Below are 24,187 nucleotides of genomic sequence, written 5' to 3'. Positions count from 1 at the left end.
CGATGCGATATGTAATGAAGATGGTTTTTCCGAATAAATTAGATAGAATTGTTATTATTTGTTCGAACGAAGTATCTAACCGAAAGATTGAGATTAGCAAGTGTAATGAAAGTGGTAAAGAAGTAGGAACTCAAAGAAGGGATAGTTTTCAGGAGAAGATCCAAAAATTATTTTTGGGTAAAAAAGAGTTTAAGCTTTTAGATTATTATAAAAAGCTTGTGGAATTAGAGACAGAGGATTATGATTACGTGCCAGAATATAAAGAAATACCAATCTCGGATAATCCAGAAGATACCGAGGTGGCAGAGGCGGTAATTAATGCAGTAAATAATGTAATGGAATTTCCAGATAAGGATAATGATATTCATTTGTATATTGATTATAATGGCGGTCCGCGTTATGTGGCATTTATGCAGGTTGTTTTGGCTCAGTTTTTAAAGACCCGGAATGTTCAGTTAGAACAGATTATAACAATGAATTTTGGCAATAAACAAAATGGCAAAGTACCGCTTCAGAATTTGTTGTCTATATTTGACAGTACGAATTTAATTGGAAGTATTAATGAATATATTAATTATGGCCGGATTAAAGGTTTAAAAGAGTATTTTAAAAAAGCTCAAAATAAAGAAATAAATAAGTTGTTAGATGTGATGGAAGAATTTTCAAATAATCTGCAACTTTGCCGTACAAGCAGTATTATGGAAAGTGCAGGTGCTTTGTTGGAAGAGTTTGAAACATTTATAAATAAAGCAGAGCTAGAAGAGCAATCTAAAAAAGATAATACATATACACAACTATTCCGTTATGTAATAAGAGATATACAAAAAGAATTTCAGCCATTATTAAATAAGGATATTGCAGAAATTATAGGATGGTGTATAGAAAAACAATATATCCAGCAGGCATTAACATTTTGTTCAGAATGTTTGCCGCAGTATTTATGGGATACAGGACTTTATAAAGCAAAAGATGAAGAGTATAAAGATGTTCTTCAAGTTATAGACGATGTTGATAATAAGACAAATGGAAGAGAAAATCCGAGCAAAGAATTAAAAAAAGCAATAGATGAGAAGAGGAAGTATTTTAGTAAAGAAGAAAAATATGCTTATAAGTGGTTTGTTCAGTATTTACCGTTTTGCTTTCAGGATGATAAATATCTCATAATATTATCGGAAATTAAAGAACTTCCTAACATGCCTGAAAAGTATAAAGCAGATGTTAAAAAAATGTCAGCGCAAATCGAGAAAAAACAATATTTGAAAAGCTGTATGAAAAAAACAGAGAGTGAAAAATATGACAAAGCAAATGAAAATGCTTCAAATAACGCGGCAAAGGTAATGTGGCATTATGAAAATGGAAGGGTACAGAGTAAGGTTACAGAACAAAATAAAGAAGCATTAGAAGAAATAATATATATATATTTCTTCATGAAAGGGCAAAGAAATGCCGCAAATCATGCTGATGGAAAAAAGAATGGTTTTGAATATGCAGATATATGTGAAGTTTTAACATATCTAGTTAAAAAACTTAAAATGCAAAATGAAAAGCGGAAAGGATAATCTGTACTGTGAACGATAAAAAGTTTATTAATCGCTAAAATCGCATCAACACTAAATTGACGGCTTTCCAAGTTGTGATATCTATGTACTATTGTATATTATAAAATAAGGAAAATTTCCAAGAAATTTACAGATAGTAATTGGATTTGTAAAAAGATATAATTAGGAAAAGATTTTTTTGAAAGACATTTCCTGTCCAGCCAGATATATATAATGATGGCAGAGAGGGGAAATGTTTATGATAGAGAAAAAAAGTTGTTGGAAACAATACGGAAAAGCAGGACAGACGTTAGAGATGGATAGATATGATAAGGAAACTCCGGATAGCTATCGCTCAGTTTACAGTGAACTATTTTCAGAATTTGGTGTAGAAGTAACGAGAAAGATACATAGCGAGTATAAAGGACGGCAGGTGTCATTTCCTAAGAAACTATATACAGAACAGTATATTGATTATTATGTAAAGGTGAATAGTGCAAGTAAAAGTGTCTCAGAGATGGCAGTACAACTTGAGTACACAGAGCGTAATATCAGGCAAAGATTACAAAAGAGTCAGAAAGCTTCCATTAATGTAATTAATGTAAATGAAGAAACAGGACAGAAAATAATCATGAAGTATCGTCCAATTTATAATGAACTTTTTATTATGTTTGGGGAAGAAATTACAGGACGAATTTATAATTTGTATAAGGGGCATCAGATTTCATTTCCTAAAAAGCTGTATACGGAAAAGTATAGAGACAGCTTTTTAAGGGAAAATATTGGAAATAAAAAAATATCAGAACTGGCAGCAGAGCTTGGGTATACGGAAAGAAGAATTAACCAGCTTCTGAAGAAATATAAAGAAGAATATATTAAAGACGATCTTTTAGGGAAGTGATAATTTGTGTGCGTAGAACTTCTGGTTCCAGTACGATAGCAGCTCGTCCGTAACTGAAGATCCATGAACGGAACTTATCAATACCATATACATCATCTTCATAGTAAAGGAATCCATCTTTTTCGTAAAGCTGTCCATTAGTACGACAGGAGAGTTCTTTTCTTACTTTGTTGAATACATTAGCAACATTGAAGAAGCGAACTTTAACATGAAATAAGTTTTTAGGGTCTGAGACAGCAGAAAAATTACATCCCCATACGTTAGGAGCAATTTGCATTAAAAAAGAAAGATCAGGGGAATAATCGGATATTCCGTTTGCTGGTTCTAAATGAATGATACGGTCAATACGGTAGGAACGAATATCAGAATTCTTTTTTCCAATGCTTAATACATAGTAAAGATTATCGGTAGAATCATAAGCAATTTTAACAGGAAGAAAGGAAAAATACAAATAGTCTGCCTTTCTTTTCGGTTTAGGTGACAAATATGTAATCTTAATTACCTGCTGGTAGTTAATTGCATCATTTATTTGGTTAAGATGGTTAATAATGTGTGGGTTGTGGTGAAAACGATAACTATCTTTTACACGATATAATTTAGTGATGGAAGGAAAATGAAGGTGAGCCGGTTGTTCCAAATCTTTTTTCAGAAGTTCCAAAGCTTTCTGTTCTTCAAAAGTAACAGGGATTTCATAAGCTGCTATTGTATTCAATACAAGTAGATAATGATCTAATTCGCCGGAAATGAACTGTTCTTCGGTGGGATTATCAATATATTGATCAAAATAAATGTAGGGCAGAGATTCTGTATTTGAATCAATATTCTGATTTTGCCATAGAAATATTAAATAAATATCCTGGCGAACGATTTCTTTTGGTATATTACTAATGCGTGACAGATCATTTATGGAATATCCTATACTGTCTTCGGTAGATTCAATATAGAAGTCAAAATGACTTGAATTAAGATAAGAGTAATAAAAATGGAGCCGATTATATGGATTATAGTAGTTATTCATGTGTACTCCTTTTATAATAATCTAATGTTTTTTTTACGGATTCTTGTAGTTTGTCGTGAAGTTCGGCTGGCTCTAAAACATGAACAGCTTTGCCAAATTGTCGCAGATAATTAGCAAAATCATTAAGACCGCTAATGGAATCCGTATAAATAATTTGCTGATTATCATACTGTTGTGATGCATTTGGACGCTGTTTGCAAAGAGCAGATATCTTGTCTTTTATATTGCCCCAATCGTCAAAAGAGAGTGTTACTTTTACAGGGGAATCTGTCGAAATGCTGAACATAGAGTCAAAAAGATCTTCAAATTCTTTAGAGAGATAATAGTTATTCTTTGTTTGTGTCTTTTCGATATGGCTTATATTTTCAATGGGAATAACGGTATTTTTTTTGAGATTTTGAATATCTTTTCCTACTAAATATAATTTATCCTTTTCTAAAACATGAACAATCAGACCAACAGCAAAAGTTTTTGTATAATGAAGATTTTTTCTTGATGTATATGTGATTTTTAATATGTTTTGTGAAAAGCCGGCTGATTGTAATTGGTTGAAAATATATAAGGTCTGCTCATTTAAAGCATGCGGAAAATACCCGTAACAAATATAGTTGTCTATATGAGAATCAGAGTCTGGTTCATCAAAATAGGCAGCTATTTTTTTGTAAAGAGACTGGTATTGAGGTGCATGAGAAGTTGTGGAAGGCAAAGCAGGAAGTTGGTAGTAGTATAGTGGCTCAGTTGTCAAGACAAAAATCTAAGATTTTTATAATGAACTGATATGGTGGACAAGTTACAAGGAACATGGAGAGAACAGTGGAGCACTCCCCAGATCCAATATATGCTAAGCTACATATGGCATCAACATTGCCGGATAGTAGCATTCAGCCGGTGTTTGGTAATCAAGTGCAGAATGGCGTCGCTCAAAGTTGTAGGTGTGGATATACTGTCTGATAGCAGCCCTTGCTTCCCTGATGTTGTTGTACTGTGTCAGATAGGCTTCCTCATACTTGAAGCTGCGGAACCAGCGCTCAATCATGATGTTGTCTGCCCAGCGGCTTTTTCCATCCATACTCTGGCGGATACCGTTTTCCTTTACAAAGTCAATGTATTGCTGACTTGTAAACTGACAACCCTGATCTGAATTCAAGATCTGAGGTTTTGCCACTTTGAAAGCTTTTTTCAGGGCACTGATAACCATTCTGGTATCAAGTGTGTCATCCACTTCCCAGCCGACAATACAACGGCTATACCAGTCGATCACGGCTGTCAGATACAGAAATCCGCGCTTGATCGGAATATATGTAATGTCAATAGACCATGCCTGATTTGGTTTGTCTATGACCGCATTACGAAGAAGATATGGACATACTTTCGCCTGCTGCATTCGCTTGGAAAGATTCATCTTTGGATAAATCGGGTAAATATCCATCTCATTCATGTAGCGTCTTGCCTTGCGGCGTCCAACCTGGTAACCACGGGTTTTTAACTGTGCAGACATTTGTCTTGCGCCCCAAGTGGGATTATCTGTATGGAGATGATCAATGATCTCTTTGCAGGCCAGTTCCTCATCTGAAATAGGGGCACCCTTGTAATAAATGCTTGTACGGTTGATGTCAAGCAACCTGGCGCCAACAGAAGCCGGAATTTCCTTAGTCGTCAAAAGGTTTTGGACTAAACTTACTCTCGTAGTCAGGTCCACAAATTTCTTCAGATTTTTTTTTGAGCCAGTCAACCTGCATGGTTAACTGACCAACCTTTTTGGCATACTCCGCTTTCTCCTTACGCTCTTCGGCAAGCTTTTCTTTGAGGTTTTCCTCACGCTTGTCGTCGAACACAACCGAAGCATTGTTCAAGAACTCTTTTTTCCAGTTGCGGAGCAGATTTGGTTGGATGTTATTTTCAGTTGCAAGGGTATTGAGATCTTTCTCACCCTTAAGCAGCTCAATTACAAGGTCTGATTTGAATTTGGCATTAAAATTTCTTCTTTGTCTGGACATGATAATGGATCCTTTCTTTCATACTGGTTTAAGTATATCAGATTCATTAAAAACTGTCCGAAAAAGTGTCTTAATTTATGAGACCATTATATAGAGAGATTCGAGCTGGTCGAAGCTAACCTGTATCGTAGGCATAAACGTTTTGCCAGTCAAATAAAAAAGATTGTCTTCTTCGGATTTGTAAATTTCTTTTTCTGCTAATAATTCATTAAAAAGTTCATAAAATTGACTTTTTTTTATATCGGGAATGGTTGTCTGCAAGGAGTTTTTCTCTGAAACAGGTTTGTTTTGCAGCTTCTTTAAAATAGAATATTTTCGCAGCGTCTTTAAAGTCAGAGGCTCATATAAGAGAAGCTGTACTTCTTTTGAATCTTTATGTTCTAGAGAATAGTAAGTGTGACGGTTATGAATATTTTTAGAAAATACACATCCCACGTGCTGGAGGGAATTTATATAAGAATAAATTGTTTGGCGTGTTTTAAACCCAAGCTCTTTTTCAATATCAGAAATGGAAAGGGAATCTTTTTCTATAAATAGTTTTAAAAGACGGATTATATTTTGTGCAGCGAGATTATTTTTTGAGCGGATATTTTTATCAGACATATGCTAAAACTCCTTTCTAAGTATAAGAAAACTATATCATATGGATAACTGACTTGTCAAAAATAAGCGGAATGATCTGTGCTAAAATGATTTCAGCAGTAAAGAGATGGCAACAGCAGTTCAACGTAAATGATTAAAACAAGAAATGATATCAGATTATAACTGATATGCGAGGAGGGATAATATGGGATTATTAAGAACGGTAGCGGGTATCGTAATTATTATTGTCAAAAAATGATTTTAGAAAGTTTATGTGAGGTTTGATATGGAAGTGAACGGAAAAAAACGTATTCTTAAAATTTTTGCAAGACTTCAAAACGGGGAAGGAATTAATAAAGAAGAAATGGCACAGGAATATAAAGTATCAACAAGAAGTATTCAGCGTGATCTTTCGGAAATAGATGGAGTTGTATCAGACCCTTATTTTGCAGGAAGTGGAAAAACATCTGTAAAATATGATCGGAATAGTAGAAAATATTATATGTTACAAGAAAATGGTGAATTGTTGCTGCCAGAGGAAGCGTTGGCAGTATGTAAAATTCTTTTGGGAAGTAAAGTCCTTTCTAAAAAACAAATAAAAAATATTGTAGATAAATTAATGAAAAAAGATAGTGGAAGAGCGCAGGTTGTTGGTGCAGGAGAAATAAGAAATGAATTGGAGTATTATAGGGAAAATTCCGAGAAAGTAGAACTGTCTAAAATATGGGAATTAGAACGGTCTATAGAAGGTCAGAAATATATTGATATTGTTCTGCAAACAGATAACAACGAGTATCAAAAAGTGAAGATAGCGCCAAAAGGGATTGTGTTTTTAGAACAGGAATTTTATCTGGCAGCATCAAAAGGAGAGGACGATAAGTACTTAGAAATATATAGGATTTGTGACATTAAAGAAGTTATAAACTTAGAAGAAAAATTTTCAGTAGTTTATGCGAAACGTTTTCAAGTGGGAAAGTTTCGTGAAGAATGGGAGAAGAAAATGAAAGGCTCATTAGAAGGTAGTAGTTTATTAGTGGAATGTGCATAGGTGCTTTGTGAAATAAAATAAGGAAAATTTCCAGGAAATTTGCAGATAGTAATTGCTTTTTATGGAGTCTATAATTATAAGCAAAAATAAATATAAAAGGAACACAGGAGGAAAAGGTTATGGGAGAAATAATCAGTGCAATTTTCGGGATTTCATATTTTGTGCTTGGCTATTGGTCAGTGGGTGAGACCATTTACGCGAACAAAGTAATTATTGGGAGAATCGGAGATATGTGGATTCAGCGTTTTTTAATCGGAGCAATGTTTGGCTGGATTTTAATTCCGGTAGCTTTGATTAAGCGTTGGCTTTTCAGGTAATTATTTTAAATAATGGGAGGAATCATCAATGGCAAAGAAAGAGAAAGGATTCATGGAATCTGTTCATGACGGCTACATAAGAGGAAGTATGGGCGGAGAAGAGGATACTTCGCAGGCAAGAACAGTCACCTCGCCGGAACCATTACCGGATGAAATCAAGAAATTCCGCAAATTATATATACTGGTTCCAATCAGTTTGATAATTGGAATTCTGAAAGGGGATTTCACAGGATGGCTGGCAATTGCTGCATTTATCTTGCTGTGTCTTGTATGCCTGATCGATACATATGCAGACCATAAAGTGAGGCGGCTTCGCAGAATGAAGTTCAAACTTCCGGCAGGGGTCACATCTGATGAATTCTTTAAAAAAATGCAGCCAGTTTTTATTTCAAAGTATGGCTGGGATGTCGAACGGGGAGATCATGGGGAACTAACTGTACTTGATAAAAAATACAAATATGATGTTAATCTTGAAGAAGACGGAACGTTTGTCATTTGGTGGAGAATGTCGGTAGCAAAGGCATTTTTGTCTACAAGGCATTATCCTATTTACAAAAATGCAATCGCAGCAATGGGAATTATCGCTTATGAAGTACAGCAGGTTTTTCCGGTTGTAGAAGAGGCATAGACACTGTAGCACATATCTTATGGAAAGGATATTAAGTCATTCTTATTGTGAGATGCGTATCATTTCACACCTGGTATAAAATCGTATACCGGCAGCTGTAGATCAGAGGCTGGTATACGATTTTTTTTTATGTTTTCTTGTAAAATACAAGGTCTTCGTATAAAATAGAGTATACGGTCCGAGGTGAAATTGGTGATTTTGATCGGATTAGGAAGTCTATAGCAGTGAAACGGATACGAGGGGGTGTGTGCGTGATTTCAGATGAGATGGCTTACAGAGAGTACTTAGAGGGAAGGGAAGAAAGTGCGGACATACTGGTTGACCGATATGGAGATGCACTTACTTATTATATAAATGGTTATATTCATGATATCCATGAGTCGGAGGATTTGATGATCGAGGCGTTTGCGAGAGTTTTTGCGAAGGAGCGTCCGATTGATGGAAAGGGGAGTTTTCGAGCTTATCTTTATAAAACAGCGAGAAATCTGACGATTCGTCACACACAAAAACATAAGTTGTGGTTTTTGCATTTGGATGAGGTGGATTTTGAATTGCCGAGTGAAGAACTGGTGGAGACAAGGCTTTTGCAAAATGAGAGGGAAAAGTGTCTTTATGAGGCGATGGCGAAGTTGAAGACGGAGTACAGAGAGGCGTTATATCTTGTGAGTATAGAGGAGATGAGTTATAGTGAGGCTGGAAAGATTCTTGGAAAGAGTGAACAGCAGATGACGAATCTGGTACATAGAGGAAAGAAGAGTTTGCGGAAGATTTTAGAGCAGGGAGGGTTTTCGTATGCGGACGAATAAAGAGCGTCAGCAATTGATTTATAGAAGAACACGGGAGCTTCGTAGTAAGGAAAGACGTAAGAAACAGTGTATGTTCAGTGTGTGTGGTGTAGCGTTATGTCTGATGCTTGTTATCGGAATAGGAAGTTTCATGCCGGGGGTAGTGAAGCAGGCTTCTGTAGGTAATATTGATTATACGATGGGAACAGCGAGTATGTTGGGACATTATGAGGCATTGGGATATATTTGCATGGGCGTGTTAGCATTTGCGCTTGGCGTATGTGTGACGGTATTGTTGTATCGTTTGCGAAGGGTTGAGGAACATAAGCGCAGAACGAGGGAATATCAGCATAGAATGGAAACAGGCGGACAGCCTGAGAAGAAAAAACAACAAGAATAACAAGAGGAACAAGAAAAAGAACGAGAAAGAGAACAGAGATGAATTTTGAGATTATTGATAATGTATTTCAGGTAGCGGTATTTTTTGTTGCGGCGCTTGGAGATATGGTATATTGGTTTTATAAGAGAGACCGCTTGTATATTATACTGGCGCTGGTACATAGCTGCTTTATGATGGGAACGCTTTATTTTGTGCTTCATCTTGTGATTCGGGGCGTTGTACCGCAGGTGTTTTATGTGTCGGAAATCTCATGGATTGCCAGTTACTTGTTTATGCATACCTATCAGATCGTGCGGTACAGGATAAAAAAGATGCGGATTGCAAAGATTCCTGTGATATGTGGAGCGGGAGTTCTGATTGCTTCTATGTGGAGCGGAATTTTTGGACCGGTATTTCTTACTACCGGTATTTTTGCGATGGTGGCAGGGGTGATTGTTTTTATCGCTGTATTCCGGATTTTGTATGAGAAGGAGCCGCATGGGGTATGTTACTGTATGATTGTGTGTGTTGTGCTAGAAGTGGCGTTGTATGTGAGTTCGAATTTTATTCATGACTATACAAGGTTTAATTTGTATTTTCTGATTGATTTTGTTTTGACGATTGTCAATATGTTATTATTACCATGCACAGTTTGGGAGGTGTCCCGAGATGATGTATATTGAGAATATTTTTATATGTATTTCGATTCCGCTTTTCCTCTCATTGATTTTTATACGGGGAGATATGCGTAAATATATGCTGTTTATCTGTATCGGGATGGGAATGTGTGTGTTGTCTGCTTATGTCAGCAGTTTTTTTATGGGGTATTATCATACAGATGCGGTTGTGGCAGCGATAGAGATCGTACCGGTTTGTGAAGAGGTGATGAAGCTTCTTCCGCTGTTGTTTTATCTTTTGATTTTTGAACCGGAAAGGAAGGGAATTCCCGGAGCTGCGGTTGCGATTGCGGTAGGTTTTGCTACATTTGAGAATGTATGTTATTTGACGGAAAATGGAGCAGCAGATTTTGATATTTTGCTTGTACGTGGTATTTCAGCAGGGGCATTACATATATTATGTGGCATTTTGCTCGGTTTTGGAATGGCTTATATATTTTGCTGGGGTTTTTTGAAAGTGACAGGAACAATCGGTTTGCTTGGGGCTAGTAGTGCTTTTCATGCTATTTTTAATTTACTTGTTTCGGCAGATGGAATATGGAAATGGATTGGATATCTGTTTCCGTCTGTTATGATCGTGCTGTTGATTCTAGGATGGCATTTGCTGATAAAAATGAATAAGTATTCGATGTAGAATATATAGAACAGGTTAAAAATCTTTTCAGATCTTTTCATTTATTTTTGATTTTTTTCAAAATAGGTGAAAGGATTTTTTTTTATATGTCTTTATATAAATAAGAATTGCAAATATGTATCATTTGCAAAAAAAGAATGAGGAAGGAGGGAGGGAATGAATCAAAGGGAGATCAGACGGTGCAAGATTCACCGGCGGATGAATGTTCTTCGCAATCGATATGACAGAAGGATACTTGGCAGTATGACAGTTCTGATTGCTGGATTAACGGTATGTATGGGAATCCTGCTTCAAATGGCACATGTATCCGGAATTCCTACGGTTAATGACGGGTATGGATCTGTTCTCCTGCGGAATGGAGCAGATGTTTATGTGATTATTGGTATAATAGCTTTTGTGGCAGGAGTTATTTTTACGGTGATTTGTATTCGGTTTCGAGACAGGAAGGCACATAAACAACAGGAATAAAAATGTTGTATGGGAAAATATTGTATAAGAATAAGAGGTGAGAGTATGAAGTACAAAGGAACAAGGCAGTTGTTAACAGGTATTCTTACAGTGATGCTTACGATACCGGTCGTGGTTGGCCTGGCATCTCCAATTAGAACCCAGGCGGCTTCTAAGGTGGGAGTGCAGTACCGGTTTGCAGATGGTGCGGAACATGAAGCAAAGAATCGCGTGGGAATCCGGTCAGTAGTGATTGATGGCAAGACATATTTTGATATTCATGATGGCAGCAAGACGGGGCGCACCGATCCGACCAATCAGCTTGCTTTTTTACAGGCTGTTTTACAGAGTGGGAAGGATATGGCTGATGGAAGCGACAGTGTGCTTGGCCAGTGGGCTTCTCTAGCAGAACAGATTTATGGAACGCATAGCCATTATACAGCAAGAGTGAATGCTGACGGTGGATTTAAGAAGAACTTTACAGGAAGCTCGAACCGGGAGAGAAGTGGATACGCGGATCTGGCATATGCATTAGCGCAGACAACAGAACATACTGTTGGAAGCCGAAAGAATGATTACACAAAATGGAAAGGGCTTTCTTATGCTACGGATTTAAAAAAAGTACGCCAGGAGGCAGCGGATGAGATTGCGGGAGCGATCAATCGAAAAATCAGTGGCAGTGATGTACTGAAAGAAACGGATGGAGATGATACATTAAGCCAGCTTAATGATGAGACACCGCAGGATGTTTTATATACGCTTGTGACGTGCGTAGACAGGGCAGGAAAGACTTATAAGTATAATTACAATTCGTTTGGTATAGCTTTTTATGATTTCCAGTTATCTGTGCTTGCGGGAGAAGGACTGGAATATGTTACAAAGGCGCAGAAGTATGAGTCTTTGCAGCAGGCAGTGGAGAATAATGTTTCCGGTGTCACATATAAAACAAGTGGGAAGAATAATCCGGTACTTAGCTACTATAAGAATGAATCGAAACAGGAAGCAGATGTCGGTATGGAATTTACTCAGTCGAATTCTGTGACAACCTCAAATACTCTTGAAACTGGAAAAAGTTATTCTTATAGCCAGATGATTGGTTCTGAAACAACACTTTCGGGAGGAATTCCTCTTCTTGGTGAAGTAGAACAGACCTTAAAGCTGGAAGTGACGTGTGAACAGGCATTATCTACAGCTTATTCCGAAACAAAGGAATATAGTGAAACATCGGAGAATAAAGTGTCTTCAAGTATGACACTTCCGGCACAGACGGCTGTTGGAATGGAGTCATCTAAGGCAGTAACGAATATAGAGTTAGGATATGACTGTCCGGTTGCGATTACTTATAAAGTGGCGATTTTCTCTTTATCTGGTGTTGTATATGATGACAGTGCAGCGGTACAGTCTTTTAGTACTTCCGGTTATCGTCAGAGTCATTTTAGTACAATATTTGGCTCTTCCTCCGCAAAAGGTGGGATAACGGCAATGGATAATCTGTATAATCGTGCAGTCAGATATACCGCAACGAAAAACTATGAGCAGTCGTATGGACAAACTTATGGATGGACAGAAAAGCGTGATGATGGTTCTTCTGCGGATGAATTAACTGGACTGGAATGGAAAGATATTTTAAGTGGAACGATCAATGAGGAAGATGTTGGCGTGGAGATGGCGAAGGTTAAGATTCATCGAGTCCTGGTTAATGAAGAGGGTAAGATCCAGAATACATTTGAATCGAAAGATTTAGAAGAAGAATATCCTGTAAATTACGAAACATTGGTTACAATGGGATCTGTTTATGAGTTATCAGGGAAAAAGTATAATCTGTATTCGGGACAGGTAAAAGATAGTAATGGTGCTGCTGTAGATAATGAAATGGGATATGATAGTTCATCAGGACGTTACAGTAAAGTGGTTCAGCCGATTGGCGAAGCGGAGAAGAACTCCTTGAAAAAGGAAGGGGTAAGTGACGACGTCATTGCTGCGATGAACAGTGTAACATTTTATTATACGGAAGATACATCAGGAAGTGGGACATCAGGCCAGAATACAAAGAATGGCAAGGCAGTCAGAAGTTCGATCGATCAGTCTGCTAAGGCAATCCAAAGAGCTGTAAGTAATGGAGGGGTTACTTTGAAAGATAAGGTAACCTGGCTGGCAACGAAGTGTCCAATGTCTGTGACAGGTGGAGTACTCAGCTATGATGCAGTGAGTATGAATTCTAATATTAATGCGATCGTACCGTTATATCCGTTAAAGAATATCAAAGTGGTTAACGGTGTGAAGACATTGAATATGATTGGCGGGGATACATTTGATATTAGTACTGTTACTTTAAATGGAACGAATGAAAATGATGTTGATTATTATGGATTTGACCAGGATAAGGGACATTGGATACTTACGGATACCGAAGGACATGAATTGACGGGAAGTAAGAAGGCATCGATTGAAAGAAATACTGCGACAGGTGAAGAGATTCTTACAGCAGGGGAAGAAGAAGGAACGCTGTATCTAAAATATGTGATTGATGAAGATGTCTATACGAGTTTAGAGAAATCTTCTCCATCAATATCAACGAATGAATCTCTTGATTCAACCGCAAGAATTAAAGTGAATGTGACGACGAAGCCATTTGACGGAAGTGTGCAGGCAGAAGGAACGGTAACTACTTATGTGGGAGAAACACCGGTGAATCTGTTTGGCAATGAAGAAATCAAAGGTTATGCATTAGACAGCACAGATAAAAAGATTTCCGGTGCACCGATTGTATGGGAATCAAGACTGGATGAGGAAGATGGAATTAAGCTTGAGAATAATCAGCTTTCCTTTACAAAGAGTGGAACATTCCAGATTCGTGCGACTTATCGTGGAAAACATTCAGGATGGATCAGTGTAAAGGCGCTGCCGAGGAAGGCATTAACAACCCTTACGATTTCTGATGACACGCAGCCGGCTACGTTGGAGAGTTTTATTTATAATGACCAGGGCTCTCCAAAAGAGATTGATTTATCTAAACTGACTGTAAAAGCATTCGATCAGTATGATGGTGAGTGGAAGGATACTTCTGATGTGAAATGGGCAGTAGAGATTGATGGGCAGAGTGCAGCCTTTACAGAACTTTCTCAGAATAAACTTCCGATACGTAAGGCGGGAATATATAAGATTACGGCAGTTTCTCAAAAATATAACGTAATATCTAATGTAGTAGAGCTTAATGTAAAACCAGCAAGAAAGTTAAGTTCGGTTACGATTCAAACAGACCTTGAAAAGAATGGTATAGGCATTGGAAGTGCTTATGAAAGTGATTTGAAAAAGGATGTAACAGTAACAGCGCTTGACCAGTATGGTGAGTCTTATGACTGGACAAAGAAAACATACCGATGGATTACTGGTGGAAAGTATTCTGCGGTAACTGAGGATACACTGCTTGGGCTTGTAAAAGGTTCTGATACATTACAGCTCGCTGTAGGTGAAGGGGAAAACATGGTTGAATCGAACACCATCAACTTTAATGTTATCGCCAAACCATATGTAAAGGAATTATATACCGGAGATTCTGCAGTAGTAAGAGAAGGCGAAGTTTATGATCTTTCCAAGGTGAATTTTACTGCCAAAGACCAGAATGGAGATCCTTACGAACTTTCTGCAAAAGAAGTCGATAGCATTACATGGGAACTGACGGATAAGGGAACGATTAAGAGTGCGCAGGTATCTTTTGATTCGAAAGCAAAGAATCTGTCAGTAACAGAGGGAACTGTAGATTATGGTGAAACTGGAAATGTGATTTTAAAGGGAACATTTACAAATGTAAATGGTGAGAAAGCGCTGGCAGCGCAGTTTACTTTAAATGTGAGACAAAAACCAGTTCTTGATACATTAAAACTAGAACAAAAAGATGCAGATGCTACATTGAAAAATGGAGAGAATGCTTATGTTTCCGAGTATTTTATCGTAAAGGGCCTGGATCAGTACGAAGAAGACTATAATCTAAACGGTGTACCGCTTACATGGAATTCTGATAATGAAAAGGCATTTCGATTTAATAGAAATAATATAATAGCTGCGGTAGAAGCCGGTAAGAAGGCCAATATTACTGTTCGAGCAACGAATCGACTGAATAAAGAAGTCATAAGTAACGCTTTAGAATTGAAAGTACCAAGAGTGCGTTCACTTCAGAAAATCGTATTAGAAGATGTTCCTGAAGCTATTGCATTTAACACTGTGTTAGATGTAACAACATTAAAAGCAATTTGTTATGATGATTTAGAAGAAGCGTACAGTGAAGAAGAATTAAAGGCTTATCCGGCAAAGATTGCATATTCATTGGATGCGAATGGAACAGATTGTAAGTTAGATACAGCAAAGAACATTTTAAAGACCAGTAATAAATATGGATACATTACGATTTCTGCAATGGCAGTAAATAGCAGTACGACAACTACAGTGCAGGATGAGAATGGCCAGGATATTGTTTCCAGTGTAAAAGTCTGGGTAGGACCGAAAGTAAAGTCATTAAATGTAACGGAAAGAATGATTGCTACCGCAGGAAAGAATGAAGTGGCGCTGGAAGGTAAATGTCTTGAAAACGCTATGAAGGTTGGTCTGTTTGATGCATCCGGTAAGCTGATCGATGAAAAAGATACGAAAGGTAATGCCGGCACACAGAAAGCGACCTTGGATGTCCCTTCCAATATCGGTGGAAAAGCAGACGTGACCTATACAGTGAAATATGCAGTTACAGATACGTATATGGATGAACCGGCAGGAAAGATCATAGTAAGTAATAAGATTCCGGCAACTGGAGTAAGACTCAATAAAAACAGTATCGTCCTTTCTCCTAATGCCAGAGAACAGCTTATAGCATATCTGTCACCGGAAAACAGCACAGATTGGTTAAGCTGGAAGAGTTCACAGCCTGCTATGGCAGCAGTTGATCAAAATGGTAATGTAAAGGCAATCGCACCAGGTAAGCTTGCGATCACAGTTACAACAGAAAGTGGTAAGAGCGCGTCTTGTAATCTGCTTGTCGGACTTCGAAAAGGCGATGTGATCACAAATGGTATTTACAGATATAAAGTGACAAATACAATGGTTGACGGAAGCGGAGAAGTGGAAGTGATTGGATTTGTAAAAGGCCGTAGTGCGAAGAAAGTCTCTATTCCAAAGAGTGTGGCATGGAATGGAATTAAGTACAATGTAACTTCCGTTGGAACGAGAGCTTTTATCAAGAATAAGAAGATCAGAAATATTGTGATTCCGGACTCTGTAAGAAAAATCAGACATAAAGCATTCTATGCATGTCCGAATGTGAAGAAGCTTACGATCGGAAAGAATGTTTCCTTTATGGGAGCTCACGCATTCTGTCTGAATAAAAAGCTCGAAAAGATTGTGTTTAGAGGTACAAAGTTAAAACAGTTAAGAAAACCGCATGTGTTTATTGAGGTGAAGCACGCAAAGGTTTATGTACCAAAACGTAAATACAAAGCCTACAAAAAGATGTTATCTGATTATGGACTTGACAGATGTAAGTTTGTAAAGAAGTAATCCGATGATATAAATAAAAGTTTTTATAATTTGCCTTTATGACAAAAAGAGGAGACAGCAATGCTGCTACGAAAGAGCAGACATTGCTGTCTCTCCTTTTTTCTAGTGCGCCCGGCGCTTTTTAAATACGCATGAGCAGGTATTGTGCTGTAAAAAATTTACGAAAATAACATTGCGTTTCTGTGAAGAGTATTATAGAATGTAACTGTTTGAAGCCGTATAGATTTTTTTTAAATCTTGTCAGATCCTATGGGATTTTTGAATGGATTTCAAGACCGGCTTTAGATAGTGAAAATAAAAAGAAATAAAAAGAAAGAGAAAGAAAAAAGAGAAAGATGAAGAATCAGAACAACACAGAACAAAGTGTAGGAAAGCAGAGCTTTCTAAAAAGGAAAAATGTAGAGATTTCTTTTAAGAGATATGCGATTGATGCGATGGGAGCGATGGCTCTTGGATTATTTGCATCTCTCTTGATCGGGACGATCATTAAGACATTAGCAGAGAATGTCGGCACAACAGGTCTGATGGCAGCATTGGCATCAGTGACAGATACGGGAGAGTTAGCGGCAAAGGTCGCAGGACTTAGTACATGGAATCATTTTTGCTGGATTTTATGGCAGATTGGTAATTATGCGACCATGGTAACAGGAGTTGCTATGGCAGCGGCGATCGGCTATGCATTAGATGCACCACCACTAGTGTTGTTTTCTTTATGTGCGGTAGGACAGGCGACAAATACATTAGGCGGTTCCGGTGGACCGTTGGCAGTCTTGTTTGTTGCGATTATTGCCTGCGAAGTTGGTAAGCTTGTTTCTAAAGAGACGAAGATCGATATTCTTGTCACACCGGCAGTAACAATTATTGTCGGTGTAGGATGCGCCATGGTACTTGCACCGATTTTCAAAACAATCTGTGATTCCCTTGGTACATTTATCGGCTGGGCAACGAATTTACAGCCATTCTTCATGGGAATCATTATTTCTGTTGTCGTCGGTGTTGTACTTACTCTTCCAATCAGCTCCGCAGCAATCTGCGCAGCAGTTGGTATCAGTGGCGGTGCCGTTCTTGCAGGCGTTTTAGATGGCAGTATCTCTATGGGCGTATGGAATGGGCTTGCGCTTGCCGGTGGAGCAGCTACCGTAGGATGCTGCTGTAATATGCTTGGATTTGCTGTGATCAGCTATCCCGATAATGGAGTTGGAGGTCTCGTAGCACAGGGGCTTGGGACGTCGATGCTGCAGGTACCGAATCTGATGCGAAAACCGATCTTGTGGATTCCACCGGTACTTACCTCCGCGATTTTAGGTCCGGTTGCCACATGCATTTTCCAGCTTCGCAATAACGGTGCGGCGATTTCTTCCGGCATGGGAACCGCGGGCTTAGTAGGTCCGATCGGGATTATCACAGGCTGGTCGAATATGCCAGAAGGATATGCCGTTGGAGTATTTGACTGGTTAGGAATGATTTTAGTCTGCTTTGTACTTCCTGTTCTTTTAAGCTGGGCAATTGGTAAGTTTATGAGGAAAAAAGGCTGGATTAAAGAAGGAGACTTAAAGGTAGATTTGGGATAATATTAAAAAATCTGTGGATTTAAAATAGACAGAAAAAAGAAATAATGATACATTCCAGATGCGGCTTGGGAGTGTATTTAAGATGCGGACGAGCATCTTAAATACAGCGACTACAGAGCAGATGGAATGTATCATTATTTCTTTTTTCGTCTTCTACACAAATCAAGAGTTAATAAAGTGTTTTTCCAGTCGATTGAGTATTCCATACAGTAATGCGGCAATCAGGCAAAGCAGCACGATAGAGAGCATTACCCAATCCATTTTAAAGACCTGTGAGCCATAGATGATCAGATACCCAAGCCCTTTTCTGGCGGCGAGAAATTCTCCAATAACTACTCCGATCAGGCAAAGTCCGATATCGACTTTCAAAATACTAAGGATTGCAGGAAAGTTGATCGGAAGAATAACTTTGGTAAGACAGTCCAATCGGTTGCCATGCAGGGTATAGATCAGTTTTAATTTATCTGGGTCGGTTGTCTGAAAGCTGGTAAAAAGATTTAAGATGCTTCCAAAGATTGCAACGGATATGGCGGTGATGATAATGGTTTTCATGTTGTTGCCAAGCCATACGATAAAGATCGGAGCCATTGCTGATTTTGGAAGGCTGTTTAAAATCACAAAGTACGGTTCAAAAATCTCACTTAATGTTGTATTCCACCAAAGGAGTATGGCAACAAGAAGACTTATGGAGGCAACGAGAAAAAAACTGCCGAACGTCTCTGCAAGTGTGATGCCAATGTGTTTTAAGAGGTCTCCGGTGAGGAATAGTTCCTGACAGGCAAGAAGCATCCGGGAAGGGCTGCTGAAGATAAAGGCATTGATGATTCCGTTATGGGAAGATATCTCCCATAAAATAATAAAAAATACAAATATAAAAATTTGAAAGAACAGGACAAGGTGTTTATGTTGTCTTGTTTTTTTCATATAGAATTGTTGTTCTTTTGATAGATTGTTTGCTGATTCATTCATCATGTTTCAGCTCCTTCCATATCTGGTTAAAGTAATTTTGAAATTGAGGATGAATGCGGGCTTCTTTGGAAGAAAGCTGGTGTTCTGATCCAAAATCAATTGTTATGATTGATCGTATGTGGCCTGGACGTTTTCCAAGTACAATAATACGGTCGGAGATACTGATTGCTTCGGACAGATCATGTGTGACTAAAAGGGTGGTGACACCGCTTTGGCGAATGATTTTTGCGATGTCATCTGAGACATCAAGCCGAGTTTGGTAATCTAGGGCGCTGAATGGTTCGTCAAGAAGAAGAAAGTCCGGTTTTAAGGCAAGTGTTCGGATAAGGGCAGCGCGCTGGCGCATTCCGCCGGAAAGTTCTCTTGGATAAGAATCTGCAAAATCAGCAATATCATATTGCCGCATTAATTTCTGGACATATTCTAAGTTTTTTTCAGTAAGACGGTGTTGTATTTCGAGACCTAAAATGATATTTTTATATATAGTTCTATATTCTAATAAATGGTCTTTTTGCAGCATGTAGCCGATGGAAGGCGGCTGATTTAAAAAGGGATAACGAAGGCTTCCTTTTTGTAAGGGAATCAGACCGGCAATCAACTCTAAAAGAGTGGATTTTCCACAGCCGGAAGGTCCGATGATCGCTGCAAATTCGCCAGTGAAAAGGTCGAAGTGAATATCTTTTAACGCAGGGGTTTCGCCATTTTTTGTGTGATACGTATGGGAAAGTCCGCGCACAGATAAAAAAGCATTTGGTTGTGGCAACGTAGCTCAGTCCTTTTCTTTGAGGTATAATTTAACATATGCACAGGAGGTATCAAAGTGATATATTTCATAATTGTAACATTGATTATTGCAGGAGATAAGTTTTTAAAGGAATATTTCAGGAGTTCTCTTAGAGGAAAGCATCGAAAAGAACATTTTACCAGGTCTGGGGAGGGAATAAATACGGTAGATGCTATGCAGGATGGATGGAGAAGGAAGTTGTCTCCAAGAATTGAATTCCTAGAGAATAAAGGAGCAGCCAGTGGTATCCTTTCTTCACATCCAAAGATATTAAAAGGGATATCCGGTGTCATGCTTTGCTTTTGTGCGTTCGTATTGGGAAAAGAACGGCAAAAAGGAAGAGTGAGTGTTGCAGGACTTGGTTATGCGTTACTTCTTGGAGGAGGACTTAGTAACTTTATAGACAGAATGAAAAAAGGTTCTGTGACAGATTATATTCGTTTTCCTGAATTTCCAGTGAAGAAAATCAGTAACCTGGTTTTTAATATGAGTGATTTTGCGATTTTTGCAGGAATATTCTGCCTTTTGTTTCGGAAAAAGTAAGGAGGTTCGACTGAAAAGTCTAAAATTCTAGGTGAAATGTCGGATAATAAAGAATACTTTCAGAAAACGGTTAAAAACGGATTTCTCTATGAGAAATGGCTGAAAATTGTGCATAATAGACAATGAAATATACATAAATTTACAAAATGCAAAAAAGAACAAAGTGTCGGTGTATAACTCTTTGCAGTTATCCACGAAGAAAAAAACTGAAAAATGTTGAAAAACAGACTTATCCACTGAGTTATCCACAATATCCACAGTGGAAAAACAAAAGAAAAAAATGGAAAAAACACGTCAATATAAAACATCTGTTTTGTGTGATTTTTTTAAATAATTCATTGCCAGAATGAAGAATTGTTGGTATAATAATTATAATATAAGAAAAAAGGAGTGTGATCGTATGCGTTACATTATTTACGGCAAGAATCTGGAGGTTTCCGAGGGATTAAAGCAGGCTGTACACGATAAGTTCAGCAAGCTGGAGAAGTTTTTCACTCCAGAGACAGAAGTTCAGGTCACATTAAGCGTGCAGAAGGATAATCAGACAGTAGAAGCTACAATTCCTATGAAGGGAACGATCTTAAGAGTAGAACCTACAAGTACAGATATGTATGTTTCTATTGATATGGCAGTAGATTTACTGGAGCGTATGATTCGCAAGTATAAGACGAAGATTTCCAAGTACGGTAAGGGCGAAGTGAAGTTTAATGATGAGTTCATGGAAGAAGATGTGGACAATCATGAAACAGTAACGGTTACAAAGAGTAAGAGATTCGCTATTAAGCCGATGGATGTTGAGGAAGCCTGTGTACAGATGGAGCTGTTAGGGCATAGTTTCTTTGTATTCCGTAATGCAGAGACTTTTGAAGTGAATGTAGTTTATAAGAGAAAAGATAAAACATATGGTTTGATTGAACCAGAATTTTAAACATACATGAATTCATTTAGAAACGAAGGAAGAAGGCAGATGATTATCTGCCTTCCCTTTTTCTGTATATTAAGGGGATTAAAGCTTGAAAAGAGAGCTTATCAATGTTACAATATAATCTGTATGTTTAAAATTAGAAGAAGATTACCAACTCAGGAGGTGTGACCCCATCTTCTGTCAGTGGGGCCATACGTAAGTTTATGACGTGATTTACGATAGAAATAGGAGGTAAAGATGAGTTTTGTTGATAAACTTTTTGGCAATAAAAGTGAGAAAGAAATCAAGAGAATTGAAAAGTATGTAGATGCGATCGAGGCTCTTGATGAGAAGATGCAGGCATTAAGCGATGAAGAACTTCGTGCCAAGACACAGGAATTTAAAGATCGTCTGGCAGCAGGAGAGACTCTTGATGACTTGTTAGTGGAAGCCTTTGCTGTTGTAAGAGAGGCAGCAGACCGTACGATCCATCTGAAGCATTATCGTGTGCAGCTGATGGGTGGTATTATTTTACATCAGGGTCGTATTGCCGAGATGAAGACTGGTGAAGGTAAGACTTTGGTTTCTACTCTTCCAGCATATTTAAATGCGCTTGAGGGCAAGGGTGTTCATATCGTTACTGTTAATGATTATCTGGCTAAGCGTGATGCGAACTGGATGGGTAAGGTTCATCAGTTCTTAGGTTTAAGTGTCGGTGTTATTTTGAACAGTTATGATAATGCAGAACGTCAAGCTGCATATAACTGTGATATTACTTACATTACGAATAATGAATTAGGTTTCGATTACCTTCGTGATAACATGGTTATTTATAAGAAGGATCTTGTACAAAGAGAACTGAATTATGCCATTGTCGATGAGGTCGATTCCGTATTGATCGATGAGGCAAGAACCCCTCTTATCATTTCCGGTCAGAGTGGTAAGTCCACAGATCTTTATAAGGCATGTGATGTCCTTGCAAGACAGATGCAGCGTGGTACTTCGGATGGTGAACTTTCTAAGATTGATGCCATCATGGGTATTGATATCGAAGAAGATGGAGATTTCCTTGTTAACGAGAAGGATAAGCAGGTTATGCTTACAACAGAAGGTGTTAAGAAGGTAGAGCAGTTCTTCCATATCAAGAACCTTGCGGATGCAGAGAACCTTGAGATCCAGCATAATATTATTCTTGCTCTTCGTGCACATAACCTTATGTTCCGAGACAGGGATTACGTAGTAAAAGACAACGAAGTTCTTATCGTTGATGAGTTTACCGGACGTATTATGCCAGGACGTCGCTATTCTGATGGCCTTCATCAGGCAATCGAGGCAAAGGAGCATGTAAAGGTTAACAGAGAGTCTAAGACTCTTGCGACGATTACATTCCAGAACTTCTTTAATAAGTATACAAAGAAAGCCGGTATGACTGGTACTGCTATGACCGAAGATAAAGAGTTTATGGATATTTACGGCATGGACGTAGTAGAGATTCCTACGAATAAGCCAATGATCCGTATCGATCATGAAGATGCTATTTACATGACAAAGAAAGAAAAGTTAAATGCAGTTATCAACGATATCGTAGAGTCTCATAAGAAGGGACAGCCAGTTTTAGTTGGTACGATTAATATCGATACATCAGAAGAAGTCAGCGAATTATTAAGTAAGAGAGGAATTAAGCATAACGTACTGAATGCGAAGTTCCATGAATTAGAGGCAGAGATTATTTCACATGCTGGTGAAAAGGGAGCTGTTACGATCGCAACGAATATGGCTGGTCGTGGTACGGATATCAAGTTAGAAGATGGTGTTGCAGAACTTGGTGGATTAAAGATCATCGGTACAGAAAGACATGAGAGCCGTCGAATCGATAACCAGTTACGTGGTCGTGCCGGTCGTCAGGGTGATCCTGGTGAATCGAAGTTCTACTTATCTCTTGAAGATGACCTGATGCGCCTGTTCGGTTCTGAACGTATGATGAGCGTATATAAGGCGTTAAAGATTCCGGAAGGGGAAGAGATTCAGCATAAGACGATTACAAAGCAGATCGAAAAGGCACAGAAGAAGATTGAGAATAACAACTTCGGTATTCGTCGTAACCTGCTCGATTATGACCAGGTAAATAATGACCAGAGAGAAGTTATCTACGCAGAAAGACGCCGTGTATTAAATGGTGAGAGTATGCGGGATGTTGTTTACAAGATGATCAAGGATGTTGTTGCTGACGATGTAAATATGATCGCAGGAGAACAGCCATTAAAAGAGATGAATCTTGTAGAGCTGAATGAATCTTTAAGAAGAAAGATTCCATTAGAGCCAATCACTCTTACAGACGAAGAAAAAGAGAAGAATGATAAAGAAGCACTCATTTCCCGTCTTCAGGATGAGGCGATGAAGATTTACCATAAGAAAGAGAAAGACTTTAATGAATTTGCCAAGGTGAATGTACCGGAAGAAGGAGTAGAACTTGGTGAAGAAGATGCAGCAATCTTTAATGATGGTATTCGTGAAGTAGAACGTGTTATTCTTCTTAAAGTTATTGACAGTAAGTGGATGAACCATATTGATGATATGGATCAGCTTCGTGAGAGTATCGGACTTCAGTCTTATGCACAGAAGGATCCGGTTGTTCAGTACAAGTTCCTTGGATATGAGATGTTTGAGGAGATGACAAAGAACATTCGTCACGATACGGTTGGTGCTTTAATGCATGTTCAGATTGAGCAGAAAGTTGAAAGAAAGCAGGTTGCAAGAGCAACAGGCACAAACAAGGATGAGCTTGTCGAAAGAGGACCTTACCGCAGAAAAGAAGCAAAGATTGGACGTAATGCTCCTTGTCCTTGCGGAAGCGGAAAGAAATATAAAAACTGCTGTGGCAGATTTGCAAATTAAGGCAGGAAAAGTTTCGCACAGTGAAT

Annotated in this window: 22 protein-coding genes; 15 read left to right on the top strand and 7 right to left on the bottom strand. The window is 38.3% G+C overall.

What is annotated here, in order from left to right; translation table 11 throughout:
* Positions 1–14: 14 nt before the first annotated feature.
* Both EHLA_RS11240 and EHLA_RS11235 read left to right on the top strand, forming a co-directional pair.
* The gene (locus EHLA_RS11240; RefSeq protein WP_157908592.1) at positions 15–1,559 is read left to right on the top strand and encodes a TM1812 family CRISPR-associated protein; all 1,545 of its coding nucleotides are present in this window, start codon (positions 15–17) and stop codon (positions 1,557–1,559) included.
* A 238-nt stretch (positions 1,560–1,797) separates the two neighbouring features.
* Entirely contained in the window at positions 1,798–2,439 is a 642-nt protein-coding gene (locus EHLA_RS11235) for a hypothetical protein (protein ID WP_096240891.1), read from the top strand.
* On the opposite strand, the gene EHLA_RS11230 is transcribed toward EHLA_RS11235, so the two are convergent.
* From EHLA_RS11230 to EHLA_RS11215, 5 genes are all read right to left on the bottom strand, one after another.
* The gene (locus EHLA_RS11230) at positions 2,414–3,457 is read right to left on the bottom strand and encodes a WYL domain-containing protein (RefSeq protein ID WP_096240890.1); all 1,044 of its coding nucleotides are present in this window, start codon (positions 3,455–3,457) and stop codon (positions 2,414–2,416) included. The two genes, EHLA_RS11235 and EHLA_RS11230, sit on opposite strands and share 26 nt — an antisense overlap.
* Positions 3,450–4,202, bottom strand: coding sequence for a WYL domain-containing protein (locus EHLA_RS11225; RefSeq protein WP_157908591.1), 753 nt, complete (start codon positions 4,200–4,202; stop codon positions 3,450–3,452). Before EHLA_RS11225 ends, EHLA_RS11230 begins: the two co-directional genes overlap by 8 nt.
* Before the next feature lie 96 nt (positions 4,203–4,298).
* Positions 4,299–5,117 carry an IS3 family transposase gene (locus tag EHLA_RS11220; RefSeq protein WP_242970654.1) on the bottom strand — a complete coding sequence of 273 codons (819 nt, stop codon included), beginning with the start codon at positions 5,115–5,117 and terminating at the stop codon, positions 4,299–4,301.
* Positions 5,107–5,454 carry a transposase gene (locus tag EHLA_RS16665; RefSeq protein ID WP_229097941.1) on the bottom strand — a complete coding sequence of 116 codons (348 nt, stop codon included), beginning with the start codon at positions 5,452–5,454 and terminating at the stop codon, positions 5,107–5,109. The genes EHLA_RS11220 and EHLA_RS16665 overlap by 11 nt, the downstream gene beginning before the upstream one ends.
* A 75-nt stretch (positions 5,455–5,529) precedes the next feature.
* Complete coding sequence (locus EHLA_RS11215; RefSeq protein WP_096240888.1) at positions 5,530–6,057, bottom strand: hypothetical protein; 528 nt, start codon at positions 6,055–6,057, stop codon at positions 5,530–5,532.
* 265 nt (positions 6,058–6,322) lie between these two features.
* Here EHLA_RS11215 and EHLA_RS11210 point away from each other — a divergent pair, with 265 nt between their 5' ends.
* The 10 genes from EHLA_RS11210 (at position 6,323) to EHLA_RS11165 (ending at position 18,066) form a co-directional block, all read left to right on the top strand.
* Complete coding sequence (locus EHLA_RS11210; RefSeq protein ID WP_096240887.1) at positions 6,323–7,084, top strand: helix-turn-helix transcriptional regulator; 762 nt, start codon at positions 6,323–6,325, stop codon at positions 7,082–7,084.
* Between the two features lie 119 nt (positions 7,085–7,203).
* Complete coding sequence (locus EHLA_RS11205; protein ID WP_096240886.1) at positions 7,204–7,401, top strand: hypothetical protein; 198 nt, start codon at positions 7,204–7,206, stop codon at positions 7,399–7,401.
* Positions 7,402–7,429: 28 nt separating this feature from the next.
* Positions 7,430–8,029, top strand: coding sequence for a hypothetical protein (locus tag EHLA_RS11200; protein ID WP_096240885.1), 600 nt, complete (start codon positions 7,430–7,432; stop codon positions 8,027–8,029).
* Between the two features lie 224 nt (positions 8,030–8,253).
* Complete coding sequence (locus EHLA_RS11195) at positions 8,254–8,835, top strand: RNA polymerase sigma factor (RefSeq protein WP_242970723.1); 582 nt, start codon at positions 8,254–8,256, stop codon at positions 8,833–8,835.
* Positions 8,822–9,214 carry an ABC transporter gene (locus EHLA_RS11190; protein ID WP_096240883.1) on the top strand — a complete coding sequence of 131 codons (393 nt, stop codon included), beginning with the start codon at positions 8,822–8,824 and terminating at the stop codon, positions 9,212–9,214. The genes EHLA_RS11195 and EHLA_RS11190 overlap by 14 nt, the downstream gene beginning before the upstream one ends.
* Positions 9,215–9,252: 38 nt before the next feature.
* Positions 9,253–9,876 (top strand): hypothetical protein, encoded by a 624-nt coding sequence (locus tag EHLA_RS11185; protein WP_096240882.1) that lies wholly within the window; start codon positions 9,253–9,255, stop codon positions 9,874–9,876.
* Positions 9,863–10,504: a PrsW family glutamic-type intramembrane protease gene (locus EHLA_RS11180; RefSeq protein WP_096240881.1), complete on the top strand. Its 642-nt coding sequence runs from the start codon at positions 9,863–9,865 to the stop codon at positions 10,502–10,504. Before EHLA_RS11185 ends, EHLA_RS11180 begins: the two co-directional genes overlap by 14 nt.
* 156 nt (positions 10,505–10,660) lie before the next feature.
* Positions 10,661–10,972 carry a hypothetical protein gene (locus EHLA_RS11175; protein ID WP_096240880.1) on the top strand — a complete coding sequence of 104 codons (312 nt, stop codon included), beginning with the start codon at positions 10,661–10,663 and terminating at the stop codon, positions 10,970–10,972.
* Positions 10,973–11,017: 45 nt separating this feature from the next.
* Positions 11,018–16,495 carry a leucine-rich repeat protein gene (locus EHLA_RS11170; RefSeq protein ID WP_162290862.1) on the top strand — a complete coding sequence of 1,826 codons (5,478 nt, stop codon included), beginning with the start codon at positions 11,018–11,020 and terminating at the stop codon, positions 16,493–16,495.
* A gap of 335 nt (positions 16,496–16,830) precedes the next feature.
* Complete coding sequence (locus EHLA_RS11165; protein ID WP_096240878.1) at positions 16,831–18,066, top strand: PTS transporter subunit IIC; 1,236 nt, start codon at positions 16,831–16,833, stop codon at positions 18,064–18,066.
* A gap of 162 nt (positions 18,067–18,228) precedes the next feature.
* On the opposite strand, the gene EHLA_RS11160 is transcribed toward EHLA_RS11165, so the two are convergent.
* Complete coding sequence (locus EHLA_RS11160; protein ID WP_096241659.1) at positions 18,229–19,035, bottom strand: ABC transporter permease; 807 nt, start codon at positions 19,033–19,035, stop codon at positions 18,229–18,231.
* The gene (locus EHLA_RS11155; RefSeq protein WP_096240877.1) at positions 19,028–19,798 is read right to left on the bottom strand and encodes an ABC transporter ATP-binding protein; all 771 of its coding nucleotides are present in this window, start codon (positions 19,796–19,798) and stop codon (positions 19,028–19,030) included. Before EHLA_RS11155 ends, EHLA_RS11160 begins: the two co-directional genes overlap by 8 nt.
* A gap of 57 nt (positions 19,799–19,855) precedes the next feature.
* On the opposite strand from EHLA_RS11155, the gene EHLA_RS11150 reads away from it, so the two are divergent.
* The 3 genes from EHLA_RS11150 to secA all read left to right on the top strand — a co-directional run bounded on the left by EHLA_RS11150 (position 19,856) and on the right by secA (position 24,161).
* The gene (locus tag EHLA_RS11150; protein ID WP_154580473.1) at positions 19,856–20,362 is read left to right on the top strand and encodes a signal peptidase II; all 507 of its coding nucleotides are present in this window, start codon (positions 19,856–19,858) and stop codon (positions 20,360–20,362) included.
* Positions 20,363–20,762: 400 nt separating this feature from the next.
* Positions 20,763–21,290, top strand: a complete 528-nt coding sequence (gene hpf, locus EHLA_RS11145) for a ribosome hibernation-promoting factor, HPF/YfiA family (protein WP_021908115.1) — start codon at positions 20,763–20,765, stop codon at positions 21,288–21,290.
* 234 nt (positions 21,291–21,524) lie between these two features.
* Positions 21,525–24,161 (top strand): preprotein translocase subunit SecA, encoded by a 2,637-nt coding sequence (secA, locus tag EHLA_RS11140; protein WP_096240875.1) that lies wholly within the window; start codon positions 21,525–21,527, stop codon positions 24,159–24,161.
* Positions 24,162–24,187: the final 26 nt, after the last annotated feature.

Source organism: Anaerobutyricum hallii, from assembly GCF_900209925.1.
Taxonomy (GTDB): domain Bacteria; phylum Bacillota; class Clostridia; order Lachnospirales; family Lachnospiraceae; genus Anaerobutyricum; species Anaerobutyricum soehngenii.
This window is presented reverse-complemented; position numbering and strand designations above follow the sequence as displayed.